Raw genomic sequence first — 25499 nt, forward strand, 5'->3', positions numbered from 1 at the left:
CTGATGGAACCAGATTTGACTCCTGTTGAGTATTACTTTGATAACTCTTTGTTTGGCTGGGCAATAAAGGACAGTAACTCCCAGTATGTTTATGGCAATAAGATGGTATGTCAGTATTTTGGTGTAACGGAAAATAAACTTTTAGGCTGTCTCGATACGGATTTAATACCTGATATCAGCGAGCACTACGCCCATATATTGCATGATGACCAAAAAATATTGACCACAAATGAAATGAGTATTGTCCTCAAAACATTTGATTATGGAAGACGAAATAGACTGAGGTCCTTTCTGGTGGAGAAGCGTCCTTGGCGGATCAATGATGGTAATGACGGTATTATTTGCACTTACATAGAAATCACCAATGTTTACTTTTCAACCTTTCTTGTGCCATACGAAAGGAAGCCCTTTGTGTTCACCAGACCGGCAAATATCTTTACAGACAAAGAGTGGGAAGTCGTGCTTTTACTACAGTGTGGAGTGAAGCAGAACAGTATTCCAGACATACTCGGTATAAGTTCTTCAACGCTGCGTAATAGGATAACGCGTTGCTGTGATAAAACCGGTGTGGCAAACAGCGCCACCCTGATCCAACACTGCAACCAAAAAGGATGGGATAACTACATTCCTCCCTTTTTTCTGATGAAAGGGCATGTGTCGATTACCTGAGGGACTGTGGCTTTGGCCGCTCATGTTAAAACGACGGGAAGGGGGCTAAGGCGAGCTCAAGCGCCCGCTCTTTGCCTAATGTAGTGGCCAGTATGAGTTGACCACTACCGTTTTAAACACATCAAAGGCAGGTTAAACCTTAATCCTGTACCAGCGTGGCGACCATCACCGCTTTGATGGTATGCATGCGGTTTTCCGCCTGATCGAACACGATGCTGTGCGCGGATTCAAAAACCTCATCCGTCACTTCCATTCCACCGTGCAGACCATACTGCTCCGCCATTTGTTGGCCCATCGTCGTCTGATCGTCGTGGAACGCGGGCAAGCAATGCAGGAATTTCACCTGTGGATTCCCCGTTGCGGCGATCATCGCCATGTTCACCTGATACGGTTTCAGCAGCGCGATTCGCTCTTTCCAGGTCTCTTTCGGTTCCCCCATGGAAACCCAAACGTCGGTATAAATGAAATCTGCGCCCGCGACGCCCACAGCGATATCTTCCGTCAGCGTGATGCTGCCACCAGTTTGCTCTGCTGCTGCCTGACACTCAGCCACCAGACCGGCATCCGGCCAGCAGGCTTTTGGCGCAACAAGGCGTAAATCCAGCCCGGTTAGTGCGGCTGCTTCCAGCATGGTGTTACCCATGTTGTTGCGGGCATCACCTGCATAGACGAGGGTCATCTCTGACAGCGGTTTATTCGGCAAATGCTCCTGCATCGTCAGCAGATCCGCCAGCAGCTGTGTGGGGTGGAATTCGTTTGTCAGCCCGTTCCAGACTGGCACGCCCGCGTATTGTGCCAGCGTTTCGACAATTTGCTGGCCATAGCCGCGGTATTGAATGCCGTTGTACATTCTTCCCAATACGCGAGCGGTATCTTTGATGGATTCTTTATGACCGATTTGGCTGCCGCTCGGGGCGAGATAAGTCACTTGTGCGCCTTGATCGTATGCAGCAACTTCGAAAGAGCAGCGAGTACGAGTCGAATCTTTTTCGAAGATGAGTGCGATGTTTTTACCTTGCAGGCGGCGGGCTTCTGTCCCGTTTTTTTTATCGGCCTTCAGTTTCGTTGACAGGGCTAAAAGATTGGCAATTTCTGCGGGTGTAAAATCCATTAACCTTAAAAAATGACGCTTGTAGAACGGTTGCATGATGTACCTCTCCATGTGGCTCAACACTATCCCCGTCATACTTCAAGCTGCATGTGCGTTGGCTTCTCTTACTCACCCCAGTCACTTACTTGAGTAAGCTCCTGAGGATTCGCGCGATTGCCGCCTGCCTGCAACTCGAATTATCTAGGGTATATCTATTGGATTAAAAACTATCTATTGAATTAAAATTCACTTTATATGTGTAAATATTCAAATTCAAGTGGTGATATCAAACTTTGTGGTGGAGCAAGCCGCAGGGCTGTGGGACAATAAGCAATATTACGTCGTTTAATGAGGACTGAGGCATGGCAAACCGCGAATTACTGGAAGAGCAACGGGAAGAAACACGCCTGATCATTGAAGAACTGCTGGATGATGGCAGCGATCCTGACGCGCTCTATACCATTGAACACCATTTCTCTGCTGAGAAGTTTGAAGTGTTGGAAAAAGTCGCTGTAGAAGCCTTCAAATTGGGCTATGAAGTGACCGATGCGGAAGAACTGGAAGTGGAAGATGGCGTGTTGCTGATGTGCTGCGATGCCATCAGTGAAGTTGCGCTAAAGGCGGAACTGATCGACGCACAGGTAGAACAGCTGCTGGCGCTGGCAGAACGCCACGGCGTGAATTACGACGGGTGGGGCACCTACTTCGAAGATCCCGATGGTGAAGGCGAAGAAGACGGGGATGATGAAGATTTTTATGATGAAGACGATGACGGCAAGCGCCACTAATTATTGAGTCATTAACTCGAAAGAACATGCCTCACTGAAAACGCCGCAGGGACACCCGCGGCGTTTTTTATTCGCGATGACAGCACGTGATTACTGTACCTTAAGCTTATTACAGTACCTTCAACATCGTCACTTCACAGTCGGTGTGACCCGTGTTGCCCATTGAATGGGGAATCGATTCGAAGCCCAGTGACTCATACAACCGGATTGCGCTGGTCAGGTGACCGGTTGTTTCCAGATAGCAGCGGCGAAAGCCGTGTTGACGAGCAAAATCAAGCGCCTGAACCGCCAACTGACGTGCCAGCCCTTTGCCCCGCACGACGGGTAGGAAATACATTTTCTGTAATTCGCATACATCTTCTTCGCCTGCGACCAGCGGGGCAATGCCGCCGCCGCCAACCACGCGGCCTTCGTATTCAACCACCCAGTAGGCGCTTTGCGGCTGGCTATATAGGGCAAACAACGCGTCCAGATTAGGATCGGAAACGGTGTAGCCTTTATCGGCCGTCAAACCAAATTCAGCAGATACCTGACGGATGACCTGAGCGATAGCGGCATCGTCTCGCGCAGTGATGGGGCGTACCTGAAGATTGGCGGAGGTCGCGGTTGTCATAATACGTACTCTTGTTCTTACGGTTTACGAGGGGAATGATCCTGGTCGATTGTAATACCATTTCAGGCCACATTGATGCAACGCCTATACCCGTTCTTCCTGCTGTTCTTCGAGTACTATCTCTGGCGGTTTTGATGCCATATCCATACTAACGCGCCAGCATTTTCTACTGCTAAAGCCATAACATGACACTCTGGATCTAGGATTATCTAAGATATAAGTAAAATTTCCTGCAATATCTCAGGATATAAATAGTTATGTGCACTATTCCTTAATGTTTATAAGACTATGCGGTTGTTTAATTACTGTTAACTTTTATTGTTGTCGTTAACAAGACATGCTTAAATAAGCCGCTTTTTGTATGCCAACAACGTATTTGATCACGCGTTTATTAGGCTTATTTCTTTTAGGATGAAAGGTTTATGACTATCAATACTTCAGAAAATAACACACAGCATCGTGTGAAGTTTCATGGTAAGGCTGGGGAATATTTTGCAATTTGGCTGGTGAATGCATTATTAACGGCAATCACCCTGGGGATTTATTCTGCCTGGGCGACAGTTCGTCGTCGCCGTTATTTCTACGGTAATACGGAAATTAATGGTGACCGTTTTGATTACCACGCGGAACCCATTCAGATCCTCAAAGGACGTTTGCTGGTTATTGCGGGTCTTATCCTGTTTTATTTCGTATTGTCAATGTCACCTGTGCTCGGCACTATTATTGCGTTGGCATTTGCGGCACTCATTCCGATTATCGTGATCCGCAACTGGCGTTATGACGCCATTATGTCCAGCTACCGTGGTATCCGCTTTAACTATCATTGCCAGACGGGCCGTGCGTATTGGGTATTACTGATTTTCCCTATTCTGCTGCTGCTGGCTTTTTACGTTCTGTTAGCGGTTGTAATAGTGATTGGCATGCAGAGTAATAGCCCGATCCTGATTGGATTTATTGCGCTGGCCATTGCTATTCCGGGGTTCGCTGCGGTAAATGGCATCATGAAAATGATGCAGCTTGATTTCTATGTTAATAACCTGTTCTTCGGCAAAACGGCGTTTAACGCCGAGTTGACGAAAGGTGCGTTTATTAAATTTGCCCTGATTAGCCTGCTGATTTTTGTTCCTTTCCTGATCGCATCGCTGTCATTCATGAGCTCGTTCTTTTTCACACTGTTCCAAACGATTATGATGGGCGGCGACAATGAAGAACTCATCCTGATGATGCTGCTGAGCAACGTTTTCAATATGATCATGATGGTCGTCGTGGCGCTGCTGGGTGTGCTGGTTTCCAGCAGCTATCTGGTGGTTGCACAGCGTAATTATCTATTTAATCAGGCATCATTGAACGGCGGCGTGAAATTGCACTCTTCTATGCAAACGCTGTCTTACATGGGATTACTGATAACAAATAGCCTGATTACTATTTTCTCTTTGGGTTGGGCAACGCCTGTGGCAGAGATTCGTCATGCACGCTATATCGCTAATGCGACTGCGGTTGAAGGCGATCTGGAACTGCTGCACGTTCAGGCACATCAGGACACTGCAAACAGCGCACTGGCCGAAGAGGCTGTGCAGGCGCTCGATTTGGGTGTCGGTCTGTAAGTTACATACTCTAAATAATTCGAGTTTCAGGAAGGCGGCAAGGGAAGGAATCCCGATGAGCTTACTCAGGTAAGTGATTCGGGTGACAAATCTGCCGGGAGCAGATTTGAACGCTGCTTGCAGCGGCCCTTCAGGGCGAGGCCCACGACGGGCCGAGTATTTGAGCGTAGCCAACGCACATGCAACTTGAAGTATGACGAGTATAAGGCAGGAATATGAACATTGAGGGGCATTATCAATACCCCGGATTGGCGGCCCGCGTGGCCGCTTCTCTTCATTTAACGGACAACGGTTCGATGATGGTGCTGAACACCGGGTCATCGAACACGACGTTTGCGTTGGAGCAGGTCACGGTTTCTGATGCGCTGGGTTCCATTCCTCTGACGTTAACGTTTCCTGATGGCAGTCGCTTTGTTCCTGCCGACGATCCCGCCTTTCGCGCGTGGTATTCCGCACGCCGCCGCCCAGGGTTGGTTCACCGGTTGGAACGCCATAAACGGGGTGTCATCCTCACGTTATTTGCCACGATATTGATGGTGATAAACTATGTTTACGTGGTGCTGCCGTGGGCAAGTTCTGTGCTGGCGCTACGGATGCCTACCGCTATCGAACAGCAACTGGGACAAAATACGCTAACGCTGTTACGGCACAGCGATTTTAATCCTTCTAAACTGCCAGTTGAGCGCCAGCAGGCGATGCAAATGCTGTTTCAACAGGTCATGCCCGCTGATATACGGCAAGACAAAACGCCACTACGTCTGGAGATTATGTCTGCGCCTATCGGGCCGAACGCTTTTATGCTGGCGGATGGCACGCTGATTATCACTGACGATCTGGTGAAGCTGGCGAAAAGTGACAACGAGCTGGCCGCTGTGATGTTGCATGAAATGGGGCACCACGCCTATCGCCACCCAATGCGCATGGTCGTGCGTTCATCGCTGGTATCGCTGACTTTTATGTGGATGACGGGAGATGTCAGCGGAGTGGGAGATGTCGTGTTGCAGTCTGCCGCTTTCATCAACGAGATGCAGTTTTCCCGCGATATGGAACGGGAAGCCGACGCATGGGCCATCGCAGAAATGCAGCAGCAGGGGCGTTCGCTCCAGTCGATGCAGGCGATGTATCGGGCTCTGGTCGCTAACGACCGCAGCCATGATGAAGTCGAATCGCTGGATTTGCCTGACTGGTTAAGCACGCACCCCGATATGGATGAGCGGCTGAAAACGATTGAAAGCGAGATGAATAAGCACTAATCCTCAGCTCTCGATTATCAACTCTGACCTAATCCTATCTTATGTTGATCGTGTGCGGCGTCACCGCACACGATCCCTTCCTATACTCGTCATACTTCACGTTGCCTGTGCGTTGGCTACGTTACTCGGCACACTTACGTGTACCTCACCCCGTCGGCGTCAGCGCAAGCACTGTTCAAATGCCTTGCCGTTTTTATAAACGCGAGTGTCGAGCGAAAAACATGAGCTGCGTAGCCGGACGATTAACAGGAATCCGTTAAATATCATCCTATTGAAAACTGTCTGTAGAATCTCTCGCGATAAATAAAAAATTCAGCGAATAATCTCTTTTTATTATTAGGTCGCTTATGTTTATTGGGATTTTTCCTAATAGACATTAAAATCGCGGCTTCACGATTACCGAAGAGTTATTTATGATTAATCGAATTCTATCAGGGGTAGTGGGCGCATTTCTGTTAATGCTGTCACCATTAACGCATGCGCAGGCCAATTTCCCAGAGCCCAAAGAAGGCGACTGGATTGCGCCAGAGTTTACCTTTAACAGTGGCGAAAAATTAAAAGATCTGCGAATTCACTATTACACGATTGGTGATAAAACCAAGCCCGCCGTCTTATTGTTACATGGAACAAACCAGCCGATTAAAGCGCTGTTAGCAAATGGCTTTGGCGGCGAGCTGTTCGGGCCGGGTCAGGCGCTGGATAGCAGTAAATACTTCATTATCATGCCGGAGAGCATCGGTTCGGGAAAATCGTCCAAACCGTCAGACGGTTTACGGATGAAATTCCCACAGTACGATTACAACGATATGGTGCAGGCACAATATCGCTTAGTCAAAGAAGGGCTGGGTATCAACCACCTGCGACTGGTAATGGGATATTCCATGGGCGGCATGCAAACCTGGCTCTGGGGTGAAAAATATCCAGACATGATGGAGGCGCTGGTGCCAATGGCATCGCTGCCGAATGAGCTGTCTGGTCGTAACTGGATGATGCGCCGCATTTTAATTGAATCCATCAAGAACGATCCGGTGTGGAATAACGGTGATTACACACAGCAGCCGCCAACGCTGAAAACGGCCAGCATTATGTTCAGTATCGCCACGACTGGCGGCACGCTGGCGTATCAGAGCAAAGCGTCGACGCGTGCACAGGCCGACAAACTGGTCGAGGATCGCCTTGCCGCACCGTCGACGAGTGATGCCAATGACTTTATTTATATCTGGGGTTCATCTGCAAATTATAATGCAGCGCCCGATCTGAATAAAATTAAGGCTCCTGTACTGGTGATTAACTCTGCGGATGATGAGCGTAATCCTGTTGAAACAGGCATCCTGGATAATGAGCTTAAGAAAATTAAGCAGGCGACAGTGTTCCTTATACCTGCCAGTAAAGACACGAGTGGTCATGGCACAATGATGTCAGCGAAGTTTTATAAAGCTGAGCTGCAACGTTTCTTAGAAAAGAATCCGCCTCAGCAAAATAATAAAAAATAAACTTTAATGACCGACAGGAAGCCTATTTTCTGTCGGTCATCATCTTCTTTATCTTTTTATTTATACGTTTCTTTATTTTATTACGGTTTTATACCCTAAATCATTCGAGTTTCAGGAACGCGGCCAACGCACATGCAACTTGAAGTATGACGGGTATATAACGAATTTATTTCAGCTCGTGGATTTAACACGTCTGTAAATATAACGACTATTACGTAAATAACTGAACGGCTCCATTGTAGCGCTGGCGCTCACCCTCTTTTATTTCAGACCACAGGGATAATTTATGTTTCGTAAGATAAAGATCCGTACTGCACTCAGCATGATGGTGTTTTCGTTAGCGGCATTACTGCTTTTTGTTGGCGTGTTAGGGTTGGTTGCCGTTCAGTCAGGGAATAAATCATTTGCTCGCGTCGATATGGAAGTGCTACCAGGGCTGGTTGCACTGAATGACAGTTCCGAACTGCTGTTGCGTGGCCGACTGGATTTGCGTCTGTATGAATCATTAATGGGAAAAGGGGACGTCGAGGCGGCTAAAGTCGCACTGGGACGTGCCAGAGGCAAGGTCGACGGTGCCAGTGAAAAGTGGCAGGAATACCTGAAATATCCGCAGTCCGAAGAGGAAAAAGTCATTTCTGCGGATATGGCCGAGAAACGCAATACGCTGATGCAGGAGTTTATCGATCCGGCATTTGCGGCGCTTAACGCAGGGAATCTGGATGAATATCGCCAGCGTGCCGGGAAATCAACGGTGCTGTATGCCGCGTTTGATAAATCCTCTAAGGCGTTGGTTTCCTTCAAACTGAAGAGTATTGATGAAGCCTATGCGGATTCGAATGGGCGTGTAGAACTGATGGAAGTCATCCTGTACAGCGCGATCGCCTGTGCGCTGCTGCTGGCTGCGCTGGCCTGGTCTGTGATGACCAACATGATCGTGAAACCGCTGAATCAGGCTATTTCCGTCTTTGACCGCATCGCTGAAGGCGACCTGCGCGCACAGATTGATAGCAGCGGAAAAAATGAAATTGCACAGCTGTTCGCGGCGGTTCAACGTATGCGTGACGGGCTGGAAAATATGGTACGTGTGGTGCGTAACGGAACTGATGCGATCAGCGTCGGGGTTGAGGAAATTGCTTCCGGCAACATCGATCTCTCCAGCCGTACCGAGCAGCAGGCGGCCTCGTTGGATGAAACCGCTTCAAGCATGGAACAGATCATGTCGACGGTGAAAAACAACGAAGACAACACGCGTAAGGCCAACGATCTGGCGCTGAAAGCCTCTAATTCCGCGTCTCGCGGCGGGAATGTTGTCTCTGAGGTGGTTGATACCATGCGTTCCATCAAGCAGAGTTCTGCCAAGATTTCCGACATTGTTGGCGTAATCGACGGTATCGCTTTCCAGACCAACCTGCTAGCCCTGAACGCTGCTGTGGAATCTGCGCGTGCAGGTCAATACGGTAAAGGCTTTGCGGTGGTGGCTTCCGAAGTGCGGATGCTGGCTGCGCGCAGTGCGACGGCCGCGAAAGAGATTGGCAGCATGATCGATGATTCTCTCAGCCGTATTGAAAAGGGCGCGGGGCTGGTTGAAGTCGCTGGTAATACTATGGACGAAGTGCTGATGGATGTGAAAAAAGTGGTCGATATTATGGATGAGATCACGCTGGCTTCCAGCGAGCAGAGTCGCGGCATTTCGCAGATCAATATCGCCATCAATCAGATGGATGGGGTGACGCAGCAGAATGCGTCATTGGTATCAGAAGTGGCGACCTCGGCGAATGCGCTTCAGGAACAGGTGGTTAACCTGCAACAGTCTGTTTCCCGTTTCCAGATCGCAAGAGAAAGCATCGATATGGACAGTGTGTTGCCGGGTCTGCGCCATAACATTGCACTGGCCGATGCCCGCTAATGGCTAACTGATATAAGAGTCTGTTTTCACTACCCTATTTCGGGAGTGAAAACAGACGGTAAATCCATAAAAACCGCACACCAACACGATTTACAGCCTGCTGCTGAAGCCCATTCGCACGCTTCACTCATCCGTTAATTTTCATGCTTCTCTGCTAATTTGCGCTAAGGTCGAATAAGACTGTTCCCATTCCTAATCTTTTTATCTGATATGAAAATGTAACTAATTATTTGCATATTCAGGTTTGTCCATCATGACAAGGAATGTTTGTTCTGTTTTTTTATCATTTAAAATCAATGAAATAAAAAAATACTCATTAAAAGATACGGCATTATTTCGTGCTCTACTCTTCACGTTGCCTTTACCTTTCTTTGCAGTCATGGCGAATGCCGCGACGCCAGCCGAGCTTCAACAACTGGAACAGCGGCAAATCAATCAGCAACAAATTAACCAGCAGGAACGGCAGCGGGCGCAAGAACGACAGTTAGCGCCTCAGGTGCCAGACGTGCGTCTGCAAGAACCTGGCGCGTTCCTGACAAAGTTGCATTTTCCCGTGGAAATGACGCCTTGTTTTCCTATCAAAAAGGTTGAGTTACAGGGGACAGAAGATTTCCCCAGTTGGCTACCGTTGCAGCGTCTGGCCGATCAGGCGGTAAACCAGTGTGTGGGTGGGAAAGGCATTAATCTGTTGATGAGTGCGTTGCAAAATCGTCTGGTTAACCACGGTTATGTGACCGCCCGTGTATTAGCACCCTCACAAGATCTGAAAAGCGGTACGTTGAAGCTGGTGGTGATGGCGGGCAAAGTCGGCAACATTACGCTGTCGCCAGACAGCGATCGCTATATTCAACTTTATAGCGCATTACCTGTACGTGAGGGCAAACTGCTCGATTTACGTGATATTGAGCAGGGGCTGGAGAATTTGCAGCGCGTGCCGACAGCACTGGCTGATATGCAACTGGTACCGGGAGAGAAGCCAGGAGAAAGCGACATCGTCGTGAGTTATAAACAAGCGAAGCACTGGCGTCTCGGAGCATCAGTGGATGATTCCGGCACCAAAAGCACAGGGCGCTATCAAGGGGGCCTGACGCTTTTCCTCGATAACCCATTCTCACTGAGTGACACACTTTATCTCTACGGCGGACACGATCTACAAGGGCGTGGTAGCAAAGGCAGCAAGAGCTACGTCGCACATTATTCTGTGCCATTTGGTTACTGGCAGGCTGGCATGACCGCCAGCGGTTACGACTATCACCAGACGATCGCGGGATTAAACGAAAACTATACCTACAGTGGTGAAAGCGAGAGCCTCAACTTTCAGCTTAGCCGGGTATTGCACCGCAGCGGCAGTCAGAAAACGTCGGTCAGCTATGAAGTCATGACGCGCGAATCACGTAACTTCATTAATGATACTGAAATTGAGGTGCAACGTCGGAAAACGGCGGGATGGCGTCTGGGCTTACAGCACCGTCACTATATTTCTCAGGCCACGTTGGATGCCGCCGTCAGCTATCAGCGTGGTACCCGCTGGTTCGGTGCGCAGCCCATTCCTGAAGAAGCTAATGATGAAGGAACCGGACTGTCAAAAATCATTCAGTTTTCCTCCGAGCTGGATGTGCCGTTTACGGTGTTTGATGAAGCGTTCCGCTACAACGTGCAATACCGCCGCCAGCTCGCTAACACTCGTCTGACAGCACAGGATCAGTTCTCCATCGGTAACCGCTGGACGGTACGCGGCTTTGACGGTGAGCTCACGCTCAGCGCCGATGATGGCTGGCTGGTGCGCAATGAGCTGGCCTGGCGCACGCCGCTCCAGAATCAGGAACTGTATCTGGGCGTAGATTACGGTGAGATCAGTAACAACAGTAAAGACACGCTAATTGGTCACCATCTGGCAGGTGGCGTAATTGGAGTTCGTGGCAACGTACTGAATACGGGCTATGACTTGTTTGCTGGCATTCCGCTTTCCAAGCCTGATGGCTTTGAAACCAGCCCGGCAGTATTCGGCTTTAGCCTGAATTGGCAGTACTGACGCGTCCGTTGGATGCCCTGATCGTCACCCCTGTTTGTTGAAAAACTTCTTTCTTTGAATGGATAACGAGAATGAATAAGCACCTGTATCGCATCGTTTTTAACCGCGCTCGCGGCGTTTTGATGGTGGTTTCTGAATTGTGCCGCGGCTGCGTCAAAGATTCCGCCTCGTCTGGCCTTGGGCCAACGTTGAGCCAGATAACAGGGCGACTTTCCCCGCTGACATTCCTATTGCTGGGTGTGATGGGGTTTGTCACGCTCGTGCCTGCGGTACAGGCGAACATTGTGGCGGATGGCAACGCACCTGGTAACCAGAAGCCCACGATCTTACAAACGGCAAACGGGACACCACAGGTTAATATTCAAACGCCAAGTGCAGGTGGCGTATCCCGTAATGTTTACAGCCAATTCGATGTGAACCAGAAGGGAGCCATTCTCAATAATTCGCGTAATCAGGTGCAGACACAGCAAGGAGGCTGGGTGGCTGGCAACCCGTGGCTGGCTAAAGGTGAAGCGAAGGTCATTCTGAACGAAGTTAATTCGCGCGATCCCAGTAAATTGAACGGTTATATCGAAGTTGCCGGGAAGAAAGCACAGGTGGTGATTGCGAACCCGTCGGGCATCACTTGTGATGGCTGTGGCTTTATCAATGCTAATCGCGCGACGCTGACGACCGGTCAGGCGATGATGGAAAATGGCCAACTGAAAGGCTATCAGGTTGAAAAAGGCCACATTCGTGTACAAGGCTCGGGGATGGATTCAAGCCGTCAGGACTACACCGACCTGATCGCGCAGAGTGTGGAAATCAACGCCGGACTATGGGCGAACGATTTGAAAGTGACGGCAGGACGAAACACGGTCGATGCCGAACAGCAGAAAATCGAAAAAGCATCGACGAACTCCGGATCAACGGAACGAACCCAGCCGACGCTGGCGGTCGATGTGGCACAGCTTGGCGGCATGTACGCGGGCAAAATTCAGCTTATTGGTACCGAGCAGGGCGTTGGGGTGCGCAATGCCGGTACGATTGGCGCACAGGCGGGCAGTGTGACGCTCTCTGCTGACGGCCGTATTGAGAACAGCGGTAGCATTAATGCCACACAGGATGTACGACTGGCGGGACGCGAACTGGAGAATAGCGGCAAAGTTTATGCCCAGCGGGATGTGGCGGTCAGCACACAACAGCAAACGGCTAACCGTGGCGTGCTGGCTGCGCAACGCAATGCGACCGTGCAAGCGGCAAACATTAGCAACCAGAAAGGCGCGGTGCTAGGGGCGGGAATCAACAGCGATGGCTCGGTGGCACAAAACGGCAATCTGTCGTTAAACGCGAGCCAGCGGACGGATGCCAATGGTCAGCAACTGGCAGGCGGCTCATTGACGATTGCAGCAACCGAGGTGAACACAGACGGCAGCCAGACGCAGGCAACGGATGTTACGCTCAACGCCACCAACGGTTCGGTTTCCAGCCGTAAGGCGAAAATCAGCGCGGATAACACCCTCAAGGTGACGGCGACGAAAGCCGTCAACAATACCGACGGCACGCTGATTGCCGGGAAAAAGCTGGATGTGCAGGCCGAGAGCCTGAGCGGTGATGGACAACTGTTGTCGCTGGGCGATATGTCATTGACTGCCACGCAGCCATTCAACAACCAGAGTGATGTGATCGCGAACGGCAAACTCGACCTTACGGTCATGGGCGACGTTATCAATCGCCAAAAAATCCAATCTGGCAGCGAGCTGACGCTGACGGCGGCCCGCCTCGATAATCAGGCCAGCGGTGAAATTAGCAGTCAGAAGACCCTGTTGGCGCTCTCGGATTCAGTGACCAACCGTGGCCTGATCGATGCGAGTCGAACCCGTATTGATGCGGGCACGTTGAACAATATTGGCAGTGGTCGCCTCTATGGCGACTGGATTAGCCTGCAAGCACAGACGCTGAACAACCTGAATGAAGCGGGCTCTGGGGCAACGATCGCCGCCCGCCAGCGTTTGGATCTGGGTGTCGGCACGCTCAATAATCGCCAGCACGGCCTGATTTACAGTGACGGTGTTATGGCGTTGGGGCGTAATCTTGATGCAGAAGGCATGGCAATAGGTCAGGCTGAGGCGATCAATAACCACAGCGCTACCATTGAGTCCATCGGTGATATGGCGTTATCCGCCAGCCAGATTAATAACATTAACGATAATCTGGTGACGGAAATCGTTACCAGCGCGACTCAAATCGATGAAGCCGTGCTGCGTGGACATACCACGCGCTACAACTGGAATGACATCCGTCGGACACGTAATAAATACGGCGTGAACACCGCGCATATGCCGGATGGATACGCTGACGATAATTTCTATCGCTATACCTACACGCGTACTGTCAATGAAACGCGAGTGAAAGAGAGCGATCCGGGGCAGATTCTGTCCGGTAGCAATTTGTATATTACTGCGGCGCGGATGACCAACAGCGATAGCCGGGTGATTGCGGCAGGCCTGTTGATTGACGGTGTGAAAGAACTGAGCAATCTGGCGACACCGGGCGAACGTACGACAACTGACCTTGGGCGTCAGGAACGTTGGTATGCCAAGAAGAAAAAGAACTGGCGCGGCGTTACGCGAACGTCTCAGGGCATTGACGGTAATAGCTATGCACCCGCTGCTAACGTCGAAAAGATCGACTTGAACGTGCATGCCTGGCGTGAGCAGGCTTCGTTCAACGGGTCGGGCTATGCGGTGACGGCGCTGCGTGCAGGTGACGTCGGTCAGCATGTCGGTACGCCGACGGCAACGCTTCCGTCCAGTAGCTTGTTTACCCTACAACCTGCCGCAGAGAGCCGCTATCTGGTGGAAACGGATGCGCGGTTTACTAATCAGAAACAGTGGCTTAGCTCCGATTACATGCTGCAAGCCTTCAGTGCCGAAGGCCAGAATAAACGGCTGGGCGATGGCTTTTATGAACAGCGAGAAGTCAGTGAACAAATTGCGCAATTAACCGGACAACGCTATCTGGCGGGTTATAACAGTGATGAGGTGCAGTACAAGGCCTTGATGGATGCAGGTATCGCATTCGGACAGCAATTCTCACTGACGCCAGGTATCGCTCTGACGCAGGAACAGATGGCGCTACTCACCACCGACATGGTCTGGATGGTGAACAAATCGGTGACCCTACCAGACGGCTCTTCACAAACAGTGTTCGTCCCACAGGTTTACACCAAAGTTCGTTCAAACGAGCAAATCGGCGCGGGTAGCCTGCTGGCGGGGAATACGATCTCTGTTGGGTTGGCGGGTGGCATGCTGAACAGCGGGAGGATTGCCGCGCGCGATACCCTGTTTATCTCGTCGGATGCGTTGGACAATCAGGGTGGTTCGCTACTGGGTAAACAGGTACAGCTACAGGTTCGCAACGATCTGAATAACGTCGGTGGTGTCATTCAGGCCGAAGACAAACTGACCGCACTGGCGGGCGGTAATATCAACAGCACCAGCACGTTGAGCGGCGGGGAAGATAACCGCATTCTGGATCGCGTCGCGGGCATGTACGTCCAGAATGATAAGGGCAAACTGACGCTGGTGGCGGGTAAAGACATCAACCTGACCGGCAGTCAGGTGATTAACTCGGGAGCGGACAGCGCCACGCTGATCAGCGCGGGTAACAATCTGAATCTGGCGACGCTGACGACCACAGAAACGTTGAACAGCGACTGGGATAGCAATAATTATCGCCATTATCAGGCGCGTGAAGACATCGGTAGCGAGATTGCCGCCAATGGCCAAATAGCATTACGTGCGGGGCAAAACCTGAATGCGACGGCGGCATCCGTCACCGCGCAACAGGGGCTACAGGTTCAGGCGGGGAACGACATTAACCTGACCAGTGGCGAGTCATCTTATACGTTGACGGAGCACAGTAAGCAAAGCAGCCGTGGATTGCTCTCCGCCCAGTCCAGCGAGCGACATGACAGCATTCAGCATCAATCGGCGGTAGGGAGTTCGTTCAGCGGCGAGACGGTGGCGATCGCAGCAGGTCACAACGTGCAGATCGCAGGCAGCTCAGTGGCGGGGACGCAGGATGTCGGTATTACCGCCGGACGTGATATTACCGTGACCACGGCGCAAGAGAATCATCAGGAAACGCATCTAAAGGAAGAGAAGAAATCCGGTCTGATGGGCAGCGGTGGCATTGGATTTACCATTGGTCAGGCTAGCCAGAAAAGCACGACTGACACCGATGGTATGAGTGAAAAATCCAGCATTATTGGCAGTGAAAAGGGCAACACGACGCTACTGGCAGGTAATGGGCTGACCGTGAAAGGTAGTGACATTGTCGCCGGACAGGATTTAACGCTGCAAGGTAAAACGGTAGACGTGCTGGCGACGGAGAACAGCCAGACTCAGCGCCAGACCTATGAGCAGAAACAGAGTGGGCTGACGCTGGCGCTCAGCGGCACGGTAGGCGGTATGGTGAATTCGGCCGTACAAACGGCGCAGACGGCCAAAGCGACGGAAGACGAGCGTCTTCAGGCTTTACAGGGTGTGAAAGCGACGCTGAGCGGTGTACAGGCAGGGCAGGCAGCCTATCTGGCGGCGTTGCAGGGTAAAGACGACCCCAATAATAACAACGTGGTGGGCGTCAGTGTCTCGTTGGGGAGCCAGTCCTCGAAATCTGAACAGACGGTCGAGCAACGTACCGCACAAGGTAGCAGCCTGAATGCTGGAAGGAATTTGTCTTTGAGAGCAACCGGTGACGATATTCGGGTTCAGAGAGGTGAATTGCGCGCGGGCCAAGACGTGACGCTGGATGCCGCACGCGATATTCACCTGCTGTCCGCCCAGAACAGCCAGCACACGGAAGGGAGCAACAAGAGCAAAGGCGGCAGCATTGGCCTGAGTCTTGGCGCGGGTAGCGGCGGTTTTAGCCTGAGCGTGAACGCCAGTATGAATAAAGCGAAAGGGAGTGAGCTGGGCGAAGGACTGAGCCACACTGAAACACTGCTGGATGCCGGACGTCAGGTACGTATAAACAGCGGCCGGGATACCACGTTGCAGGGCGCACAGATCAGCGGGCAGCAGATTACGGCACGAGTGGGACGCGACTTGCTGTTACGCAGCGAGCAGGACAGCGATGTTTACGACAGCAAACAGCAGAGCATGAGTGCGGGCGTCAGCATCCCGATTTATGGGGCGGGAACCGCTTCAGCCAGCTTCAGTATGAGCAAGGACAAAATGCACAGCGACTACCGCAGTGTGCAGGAGCAGACGGGACTGTTTGCCGGGCAGGGGGGCTACGATGTGCAGGTGGGCAACCATACACAGCTTGACGGCGCAGTGATAGGTTCTACGGCAGAGGCAGCGAAAAACCGACTGGAAACCGGGACGCTGGGCTTTAGCGATATTGAGAATAAAGCCGAATTTGATGTCTCGCACAGCGGCGTCGGTATCAGTACTGGCGGGCCGGTGGGTATGCAGATGCTCAGCAATCTGGCATCCAACTCCCTGATCAGCGGCAATAATGATGGCAATGCCGCGAGCACAACGCGCGCGGCGATCAGCGAGGGGCAGTTGGTCATCCGCGATGAGGCCAACCAGCGTCAGGATGTCGCACAGTTGAGCCGTGATGTTGAACACGCGAACCAGACGCTGAGTCCGATCTTTGACAAAGAGAAAGAACAGAAGCGTTTGCAACAGATGCAGGTGGTTGCAGAAATCAGCAATCAGGTCATCGACATTGCTGGTATGCACGGGGCAATCATTGCCACGAAAGCGGCGAAGGCAGAAGCGGAAGCGAAGGTGGCAGGTCTTTCTGCTGCTGATAGGCTGGCGGCTAGAGACGCCCTTGCGACAGGCGACAACTCGAATCTGACGCCGACAGAGGCAGATATTCAGAAATATGTTTATCAGACGTCGTATGACAAAGCCTATACTCAGGCGTTGAACAGTTCCGGATTTGGCACCGGTGGTGCGATTCGTCAGGGCATCATGGCGGTTTCGGCGGCAGTACAGGGGCTGGCCGGTGGTAACGTTGCGCAGGCGATCGCGGGAGCGGCGGCACCGTATCTGGCGACAGAAATCAAGAAAGCCACGACGGACGCAAAAGGTAACGTAAATATCGCTGCCAATGCGGTAGCGCACGCGGTGCTGGGTGGCATTGTGGCAGAAGCCAGCGGCAACAGTGCGCTAGCGGGTGCGGCAGGTGCCGCGACGGGTGAGTTGGCGGCGCGAGTGATTGCTGACAGGCTGTATCCGGGTAAAGCCATCTCGGAAATGACGGAAAGTGAAAAGCAGACGGTCACCACGCTCTCGCTTCTGGCGGGCGGTCTGGCGGCCGGCACGGCAGGCGACTCGACGAGCAACGCGGTAGCGGGTGCGCAGGCAGGTCGAAATGCGGTGGAGAATAATCTCTTCTACCCCGGTTCTGTGCCGAAAGGCGTGAGCGATTATGGTCAGTCTGCGACATCATTGTATACCAATACCAATCTGACGGATGAGCAAGGCAATGTGCTTAATCCTACAACAGACGAGCAACGGCAATACGCGATGCATAAGCTAGTCACGGGGACGATGCCGGAAGGACAGGATCCTGTACGTGGCTTGTTAACAGCGTGGGGCGCGGGAGCTTCAGTGGTTGGTGGAACAATCGTTGCACCAGCGGCTGGTGTTTATGCTGTGTTTGGCGGCGGTTTACTCGGCGGTATTACAGATGCAACCAAACAGTTTTTAACTATGTCTCCGAATGACACATACAGCTATACCGATACATTGATTGCTGTAGGAACAGGAGCGCTGACTCAAGGTAAGGGAACGACTTTTAGCCTCTTTGTGAATACAGGGGGAGCATATTTAGGAAGTAAGGCGAAAGGTGAAGATCCGAGTGCATCTATGGCAGGTAATGTGATTGGTACTGTTATTGGTAATAAAGTTGGGGGCAAGTTTACCCAGCAGATGCTCTCAAAGGGTTACTCTCCTGTGAGTTCAGAAGTTATCGGTTCAGTAGCAAGTGGAGTGACTAGCACAGGCTCTGGATATATGACTGAAAAAGTAATTAAGAATACGGGAGCTGAGAATGCAGAAGAATGAATCAAAATATTTTAGCCTGAAGAGATTCATCTTCTTCGTTCTTGGAACGATGGGAGTGATCATTTTCTGCTGTATGCTCAGTATACCTGTTGGATATATAGCTGCATTCATACAAACAGGAAGTTTTAATTTTAATCTAGAACCAGCCATTGATGGTATCAGGTTTAGTATAAAAGTTGGTGGGGGAGTTGGGGCTGTCTTAGGGATTGGACTTTACTTTTTTGAGTACTTCGGCGCACTAAAGAAGGGGGGAGAATAACAACTTCAATCTGAGAGCGATTGCACCGAAGGGATTGCAGGATGTAGGGGTATTGATGACATCATTTTACAGCAATACCAACATGGTGGATGAAAATGGCAATGTGCTGAACCCAATAACGGAAGAAGAACGGCAATACGCGATGCATAAGCTAGTCACGTGGACGATGCCGGAAGGACGGGATCCTGTACGCGTTTGTTAACAGCGTGGAGTGGCTCGGCTAACATTAGTAACCAGTTAGTGGGGAACGATCTCTCAGTATACGTATGCTTCTATCGTTGCTGAAGTCGGTACGGCGGTTGGTGCTGGAGGTGGTAAGGCAATTGAAGTCGGGAATAAATATTTATCTGTCGTTTCAGATAAACAGCCAGTATGACAGGTGTTATTGGCGGTGCCGTAGCGAGTGAAGTGACAGGGAGTAAAGTTCAAGATAAGGTTGATAATGCGGGAGAATCTAAATGAGCCCCCTAAAATCACTATTAATTCTGCTTATAGGTTGTTCCATTACTATGATTATGGTCGTTTTTGCAGCGTGCTTGTGCGCTGCATTTTTAACCTATTTAAAAAATGGAGTATTAATTATTAGTTGGCAGGATGATGTAATTTTTTCGCTAAAAAGAGGAACTGTTGTTGGCGTAACAACAGGAATAGGAATCTGGATCATGTCACGACTAAAGTTGAATAAAGAGAAATAAATACGATCTACGTTCCCGGTATAACGTCGGGAGTTTTAGAGCGACAACATGCCTTCAATTACTTATGACGGTACGATGACTGTTTAATACTGGAGTTGAACTGCCACTGATATCTAGGCTTTAGTGGCGATATGAAGGGGAATGATGACCGCGTGTTATGCATAGCATGTCGGTTAATAATGAAAACGCTCTTAGGGATAAAAGAAATAATCATTTTCAATAACTGATCTCCACCGCAGTCTATGGCGGCGGTAGAGATCGTCTCATTGATTCTCGCTAAGTGCCGCTATTTGACGACGGTACCGTCATTTAATATGAACATGAGATTGCCTTTCCAGAATTCAGCCAAATAGATGTTATCTAACTCGATGCCATGTCGAGTAATTTCGGCAAGGAGCCACTCTTCATCTTTCTCTATTTCACACAAATCGTTTTTCCTCGGCTTACCATCTTTAATCACGATCACAGATGGCATCTCCATGCCTTCACAAATCACACTTAGCTGTCCGTTGGGTTCGATTTGAGCATAGTTTATCTTTTGGAAAGAGTTGATCCCTTGAGCATGCAGCTGTGAAGCTACGTTGATAATATCTATTTTATTCTTCTTTTGTAGAATGTTTTCCATCAGGAATTTCCCTTTCTTGATAATAGGGATTGGGTCACCAATACTGACGGAGCGAAAAAAATAAATATTCTTACTGATAGCGTTAAGAAGAGAAATCAGACTGACACCAATGAGTAATACAATAACATATTGGTAGAGTGGAATACTGTCACTATAAATTACGCCGCCAATAATACCACCTAATATAAAGTTACCAATAAAATCCACAGGAGTCATTTGCGATAGCTGTGTTTTACCAGAGAAATTTAAATGGGTAATAACAATAGTAAAACCGATAATAAATTTTAATAACACGTATCCGTAATATTCCATTTTCTTCTCCGTTACTGTCCTGACGGTGTTTTCACTTATTAGAGTATGACGCAGGTAGTGTGATAGATATCAATCTATTGACTATAGCAAGACTGCGCGTAATGGGGAGTGTTGATTTTTCGCCGGATTTTGCAGAAAGAAGAAGGCCCTGACATGGTCGTCAGGGCCAGAAGGGAAGGATTACAGCGCAGCGATGACTGCGTGCTGTTCCAGCAGCTTGGCTTTCGCTACGGCGTAGCCGTCCAGTTTTTCACGTTCTTTGGCAACGACCGCTTCCGGTGCACGGGCTACAAAGCCTTCGTTGGACAGCTTACTTTCGATGCGACCAATCTCGGCTTCGATTTTCGCCACTTCTTTCGTCAAACGATCCAACTCTGCTGCTTTGTCGATCAGGCCTGCCATCGGAATTAACAGCTCGGCACCCTCGATGAGTTTAGTGACGGAAACCGGACCCTTGTCGCCCGCAGGCAGCAGCGTAATACTTTCCAGACGCGCCAGCGTTTGAATGAAGCTGCGGTTATCTTCTACACGACGCTGTGCTTCAGCCGTGACATCGCGCAGTAAGACCTCCAGCGGTTTGCCCGGCGCGATATTCATTTCCGCACGAATGTTACGCACCGCGATAATTGCCTGCTTGATCCACTCCAGATCGTTCAGCGCCAGAGTATCTTCCTGCGCGGCATCGAACTCAGGGAAGGGTTGCAGCATGATGGTGTCTGCACTGATGCCTTTCAGCGCTTTGACGCGTAGCCAGATGGTTTCAGTAATGAACGGAATAATCGGGTGTGCCAGGCGCAGCAAGGCTTCCAGCACGGTAACCAGCGTATTGCGCGTACCGCGGAGTTCCGCTTCGGAGCCGCCATTCATCACGGGCTTCGTCAGTTCCAGATACCAGTCACAGAACTGGTTCCAGGTGAATTCGTACAGAATGTTGGCCGCAATATCAAAGCGATAGCCGTCCAGCGCCTCGCGGTAGGCTTTCACCGTACGGTTGAATTCCGCCAGAATCCAGCGGTCAGCCAGCGACAGCACTTTCTCGCCTGCGCCAAAGCCGCAATCCTGATCTTCGGTGTTCATCAGCACAAAACGGCTGGCGTTCCACAGCTTGTTACAGAAGTTACGGTAACCTTCCAGGCGCTTCATGTCCCAGTTGATGTCGCGACCAGTAGAGGCCAGCGCCGCCAGCGTAAAGCGCAGGGCATCCGTACCGTGAGGCTCGATGCCGTTCGGGAACTGTTTCTCGGTGCGCTTGCGGATTTTTTCCGCCAGCTGTGGCTGCATCATGTTGCCGGTACGTTTTTCCAGCAGGGCTTCCAGCGAAATGCCGTCCACCATATCCAGCGGGTCGATGACGTTCCCTTTGGATTTAGACATTTTCTGACCTTCCTCATCACGGATCAGGCCGGTCATGTAAACGGTGTGGAATGGCACCTGCGATTTGCCGTCTTCATCTTTGATGAAGTGCATGGTCAGCATGATCATGCGGGCAATCCAGAAGAAGATGATGTCGAAGCCGCTGACCATCACGCTGCTTGGGTGGAACGCTTTCAGATCGGGGGTTTGCTCTGGCCAACCCAGCGTAGAGAAGGTCCACAGCCCGGATGAGAACCAGGTATCCAGTACGTCTTCATCCTGATTCAGAACGACATCGTCTGCAAGGTTATTTTCACTGCGTACTTCTGCTTCCGTACGGCCCACATAGACGTTGCCGTTGGCATCGTACCAGGCTGGGATGCGGTGACCCCACCACAGTTGACGGGAGATACACCAGTCCTGAATGTCGCGCATCCAACTGAAGTACATGTTTTCGTACTGTTTTGGTACGAACTGGATGCGACCATCTTCAACCGCTTCCACCGCCGGCTTAGCCAGCACGGCAGCACGCACGTACCACTGGTCGGTAAGCATCGGTTCAATCACAACGCCGCCACGGTCGCCGTAAGGCACGGTCAGATCGTGCGCTTTGATCTCTTCCAGCAGGCCGAGCTCATCGAATGCGGCTACCAACGCTTTACGTGCGGCAAAACGCTCCAGACCCTGGAAGGCTTCTGGAATGTCGCCGCTATACGCGGTGCTGGCTTCGCCATTGGTATCAAAAATTTCAGCGCTCTGGCGGATATCACCGTCGAACGTCAGGATGTTCACCATCGGCAACTGGTGGCGTTTACCAACTTCGTAGTCGTTGAAGTCGTGCGCTGGCGTGATCTTCACGCAGCCGGTGCCTTTTTCCATATCGGCATGTTCGTCGCCAACGATCGGAATACGGCGGCCAATCAGCGGTAGGATCACCTCTTTGCCGATCAGATCTTTATAACGCGGATCTTCCGGGTTAACGGCGACGCCAGTATCACCCAGCACGGTTTCCGGGCGGGTAGTCGCGACGACCAGATAGTCTTTCCCGTCGGCGGTTTTCACACCATCGGCCAGCGGGTAGCGCAGGTGCCACATTGACCCTTTCACTTCGCGGTTTTCGACTTCCAGATCGGAAATTGCGGTGCGCAGTTTCGGATCCCAGTTAACCAGACGCTTGCCGCGGTAAATCAGGTCTTCTTTATACAGACGGACGAACACTTCTTTCACCGCGTTGGACAGGCCTTCATCCATGGTGAAACGCTCGCGTTCCCAGTCAACGGAGTTACCCAGACGGCGCATCTGATTGGTGATGTTGCCACCGGATTCGCCTTTCCACTGCCAGATCTTGTCGATGAACGCTTCGCGGCCGTAATCGTGGCGCGTTTTGCCTTCTTCTGCGGCGATCTTGCGCTCAACGACCATTTGCGTGGCAATACCAGCGTGGTCAGTACCCGCCTGCCACAGGGTATTTTTGCCCTGCATGCGCTGGTAGCGGATCAACGTATCCATAATGGTTTGCTGGAAAGCATGACCCATATGCAAGCTGCCGGTGACGTTGGGCGGCGGGATCATGATGCTGAAGCTTTCTTTACTCGTGTCGCCGTGCGGCTTGAAGTAGCCTTGCTTTTCCCAGTGTTCGTAGAGCGGCTGCTCGATATCTTGCGGGTTATATTTCGTTTCCATTATGCTCAAAATTCAGTGAGTTGGCGGCGTAGCCGTGGTCAATTGGAAGCCGACGCTGCGATAGGTTTTATAGCGGTCGCGCGCCAACTGTTTCAAGGATTCTTCGTAAGGGACAAAGTCTATCACTTCATGGAAAGCGGTGGCAAAATCTGCGAACTGCGGCAATAGGTTGATCAGCAGATCCCGTGGCGCGTTGCCACGCCGCTGCGGCCAGGCCAGTTCGACCGGCGCGCCGTGACGCGGCCCTTCACCTGCCAGATTATGCGGTACGAATGCGTTGGGATCGCGTTGCCACAGCGCCTCGTCCAGCCTGATGGCCTGCTGTTCGTCTTCACAGGCGATCAGTACGCGCTTTCCTGCTCGCCAACGTTCTGCCGCCAGATCGCATGCCAGTGCCTCATGGGCGCTGAGCTCACCGCTTTTGCTGTCATGTTCGAGAAGATAGAACGTTGCGTTTTTCATTGTTTACACTATTGATAAGGGCCGGAATATCCGGCCCGATTATACTCGTCATACTTCAAGTTGCTGCGCTATTCTACGTCGTTCTGTCCGGCGCGGTTAAGCAGGAACTGTGATAACAGCGCGACTGGGCGACCCGTTGCGCCTTTGGCTTTGCCAGACCGCCAGGCGGTGCCCGCGATATCCAGATGCGCCCAGCTGTACTTACGCGTAAAGCGCGACAGGAAGCAACCTGCGGTAATCGCACCGCCCGGACGACCACCAATGTTCGCCATATCGGCAAAATTAGATTCCAGCTGTTCCTGGAATTCGTCGGTCAGCGGCAGGCGCCATGCGCGGTCGCCAGACTGCTCAGAAGCGCTCAACAGTTCGTGCGCCAGCGGATTGTGATTCGCCATCAAACCGGTGATGTGGTGCCCCAACGCAATCACGCATGCGCCAGTCAGCGTCGCGACATCAATGACCACATCCGGCTCATAGCGTTCAACGTAGGTTAGCGTATCACACAACACCAGACGGCCTTCCGCATCGGTGTTCAGCACTTCCACCGTTTGACCGGACATCGTGGTCAGCACATCGCCCGGACGATAAGCGCGCCCGTCGACCATGTTTTCACAACCTGCCAGTACGCCGATGATATTCAACGGCAGTGCCAGTTCGGCCGCCATGCGCATCACGCCGTAGACCGTAGCCGCGCCACACATGTCGTATTTCATTTCGTCCATGCTGTCGGCAGGTTTGATGGAGATACCGCCGGAATCGAACGTCAGCCCTTTACCTACCAGCACAATCGGACGGGTTTCCGGGTTCGGATCGCCTTTATATTCGATCACCGACATCAGCGATTCATTCTGCGAGCCTTGACCCACGGCCAGATAGGCATTCATGCCCAGCTCTTTCATCTGCTGTTCGCCAATCACGCGTGTGATGATGTTCTGGCTGTAGGTATCAGCCAGTTGACGCGCTTGCGAAGCCAGATATGCGGCATTACAAATATTCGGTGGCATGTTGCCGAGATCTTTCGCGGCTTTGATGCCCGCAGCAATTGCCAGGCCGTGCTGAATGGCACGTTCACCGCTGGTCAGTTCACGGCGTGTCGGTACGTTGAATACCATCTTACGCAGTGGACGGCGCAGCTCGACCTTATTGCTCTTGAGCTGATCGAAGGTATACAGCGTTTCTTTTGCGGTTTCGACGGCCTGACGCACTTTCCAGTACGTGTTGCGGCCTTTCACATGCAGCTCAGTCAGGAAGCAGACTGCTTCCATTGAACCGGTTTCGTTCAGGGCGTTGATTGTTTTCTGAATCACCTGTTTGTACTGGCGTTCATCAAGTTCGCGCTCTTTACCGCAACCAATCAGCAGAATACGCTCGGAAAGAATATTAGGTACATGGTGCAAAAGCAGTGATTGCCCCACTTTGCCTTCTAATTCACCACGGCGCAGCAACGCGCTGATATAGCCGTCACTGATTTTATCGAGTTGTTCGGCAATTGGGGACAGACGACGCGGTTCAAACACGCCGACGACAATGCAGGCACTGCGTTGTTTTTCCGGGCTACCGCTTTTTACGCTGAACTCCATGTACTCTCCTGA

At 51.3% G+C, this 25499-nt stretch carries 16 protein-coding genes; 10 read left to right on the forward strand and 6 right to left on the reverse strand.

Translation table 11 applies throughout. The features are described 5' to 3' along the window. Positions 1–3 precede the first annotated feature (3 nt). Positions 4–669: a helix-turn-helix transcriptional regulator gene (locus tag KKH3_RS00735; RefSeq protein WP_039354822.1), complete on the forward strand. Its 666-nt coding sequence runs from the start codon at positions 4–6 to the stop codon at positions 667–669. A 139-nt stretch (positions 670–808) separates the two neighbouring features. On the opposite strand, the gene argF is transcribed toward KKH3_RS00735, so the two are convergent. Further along, positions 809–1816, reverse strand: coding sequence for an ornithine carbamoyltransferase (gene argF, locus KKH3_RS00740; RefSeq protein WP_039354825.1), 1008 nt, complete (start codon positions 1814–1816; stop codon positions 809–811). A gap of 305 nt (positions 1817–2121) precedes the next feature. On the opposite strand from argF, the gene rraB reads away from it, so the two are divergent. Beyond that, positions 2122–2547, forward strand: coding sequence for a ribonuclease E inhibitor RraB (rraB, locus tag KKH3_RS00745; protein WP_010298271.1), 426 nt, complete (start codon positions 2122–2124; stop codon positions 2545–2547). Between the two features lie 109 nt (positions 2548–2656). On the opposite strand, the gene KKH3_RS00750 is transcribed toward rraB, so the two are convergent. Beyond that, on the reverse strand, positions 2657–3160 hold the full coding sequence (locus tag KKH3_RS00750) for a GNAT family N-acetyltransferase (RefSeq protein WP_039354829.1): 504 nt from the start codon (positions 3158–3160) through the stop codon (positions 2657–2659). 422 nt (positions 3161–3582) lie between these two features. On the opposite strand from KKH3_RS00750, the gene KKH3_RS00755 reads away from it, so the two are divergent. The 8 genes from KKH3_RS00755 to KKH3_RS22140 all read left to right on the forward strand — a co-directional run bounded on the left by KKH3_RS00755 (position 3583) and on the right by KKH3_RS22140 (position 18979). Then, positions 3583–4764 (forward strand): YjgN family protein, encoded by a 1182-nt coding sequence (locus KKH3_RS00755; protein ID WP_039354832.1) that lies wholly within the window; start codon positions 3583–3585, stop codon positions 4762–4764. Positions 4765–4979: 215 nt separating this feature from the next. Next, complete coding sequence (locus tag KKH3_RS00760; RefSeq protein ID WP_039354834.1) at positions 4980–6017, forward strand: M48 family metallopeptidase; 1038 nt, start codon at positions 4980–4982, stop codon at positions 6015–6017. Positions 6018–6430: 413 nt separating this feature from the next. Continuing rightward, entirely contained in the window at positions 6431–7510 is a 1080-nt protein-coding gene (locus tag KKH3_RS00765; protein ID WP_039354836.1) for an alpha/beta fold hydrolase, read from the forward strand. Positions 7511–7796: 286 nt separating this feature from the next. Then, complete coding sequence (locus KKH3_RS00770; RefSeq protein ID WP_039354838.1) at positions 7797–9416, forward strand: methyl-accepting chemotaxis protein; 1620 nt, start codon at positions 7797–7799, stop codon at positions 9414–9416. 253 nt (positions 9417–9669) lie between these two features. Next, complete coding sequence (locus KKH3_RS00775) at positions 9670–11448, forward strand: ShlB/FhaC/HecB family hemolysin secretion/activation protein (RefSeq protein ID WP_039354840.1); 1779 nt, start codon at positions 9670–9672, stop codon at positions 11446–11448. A 71-nt stretch (positions 11449–11519) separates the two neighbouring features. Beyond that, positions 11520–18518 (forward strand): hemagglutinin repeat-containing protein, encoded by a 6999-nt coding sequence (locus KKH3_RS00780; RefSeq protein ID WP_072034485.1) that lies wholly within the window; start codon positions 11520–11522, stop codon positions 18516–18518. Then, a complete protein-coding gene (locus tag KKH3_RS00785; RefSeq protein ID WP_039354842.1) occupies positions 18505–18777 on the forward strand; it encodes a hypothetical protein in 273 nt (90 codons plus the stop codon). Before KKH3_RS00780 ends, KKH3_RS00785 begins: the two co-directional genes overlap by 14 nt. Positions 18778–18832: 55 nt before the next feature. Next, positions 18833–18979 carry a hypothetical protein gene (locus KKH3_RS22140; protein ID WP_159440267.1) on the forward strand — a complete coding sequence of 49 codons (147 nt, stop codon included), beginning with the start codon at positions 18833–18835 and terminating at the stop codon, positions 18977–18979. Between the two features lie 779 nt (positions 18980–19758). Here KKH3_RS22140 and KKH3_RS00790 read toward each other — a convergent pair. From KKH3_RS00790 to pepA, 4 genes are all read right to left on the reverse strand, one after another. After that, on the reverse strand, positions 19759–20409 hold the full coding sequence (locus KKH3_RS00790) for a DUF421 domain-containing protein (protein ID WP_039354845.1): 651 nt from the start codon (positions 20407–20409) through the stop codon (positions 19759–19761). Positions 20410–20589: 180 nt separating this feature from the next. Continuing rightward, positions 20590–23445: a valine--tRNA ligase gene (locus tag KKH3_RS00795; RefSeq protein ID WP_039354848.1), complete on the reverse strand. Its 2856-nt coding sequence runs from the start codon at positions 23443–23445 to the stop codon at positions 20590–20592. 12 nt (positions 23446–23457) lie between these two features. Next, positions 23458–23907 (reverse strand): DNA polymerase III subunit chi, encoded by a 450-nt coding sequence (locus KKH3_RS00800; RefSeq protein WP_039354851.1) that lies wholly within the window; start codon positions 23905–23907, stop codon positions 23458–23460. Positions 23908–23975: 68 nt separating this feature from the next. Then, positions 23976–25487, reverse strand: coding sequence for a leucyl aminopeptidase (pepA, locus tag KKH3_RS00805; RefSeq protein ID WP_010284628.1), 1512 nt, complete (start codon positions 25485–25487; stop codon positions 23976–23978). Positions 25488–25499: the final 12 nt, after the last annotated feature.

Origin of the sequence: Pectobacterium actinidiae, from assembly GCF_000803315.1 — a bacterium.
Lineage (GTDB): Bacteria > Pseudomonadota > Gammaproteobacteria > Enterobacterales > Enterobacteriaceae > Pectobacterium > Pectobacterium actinidiae.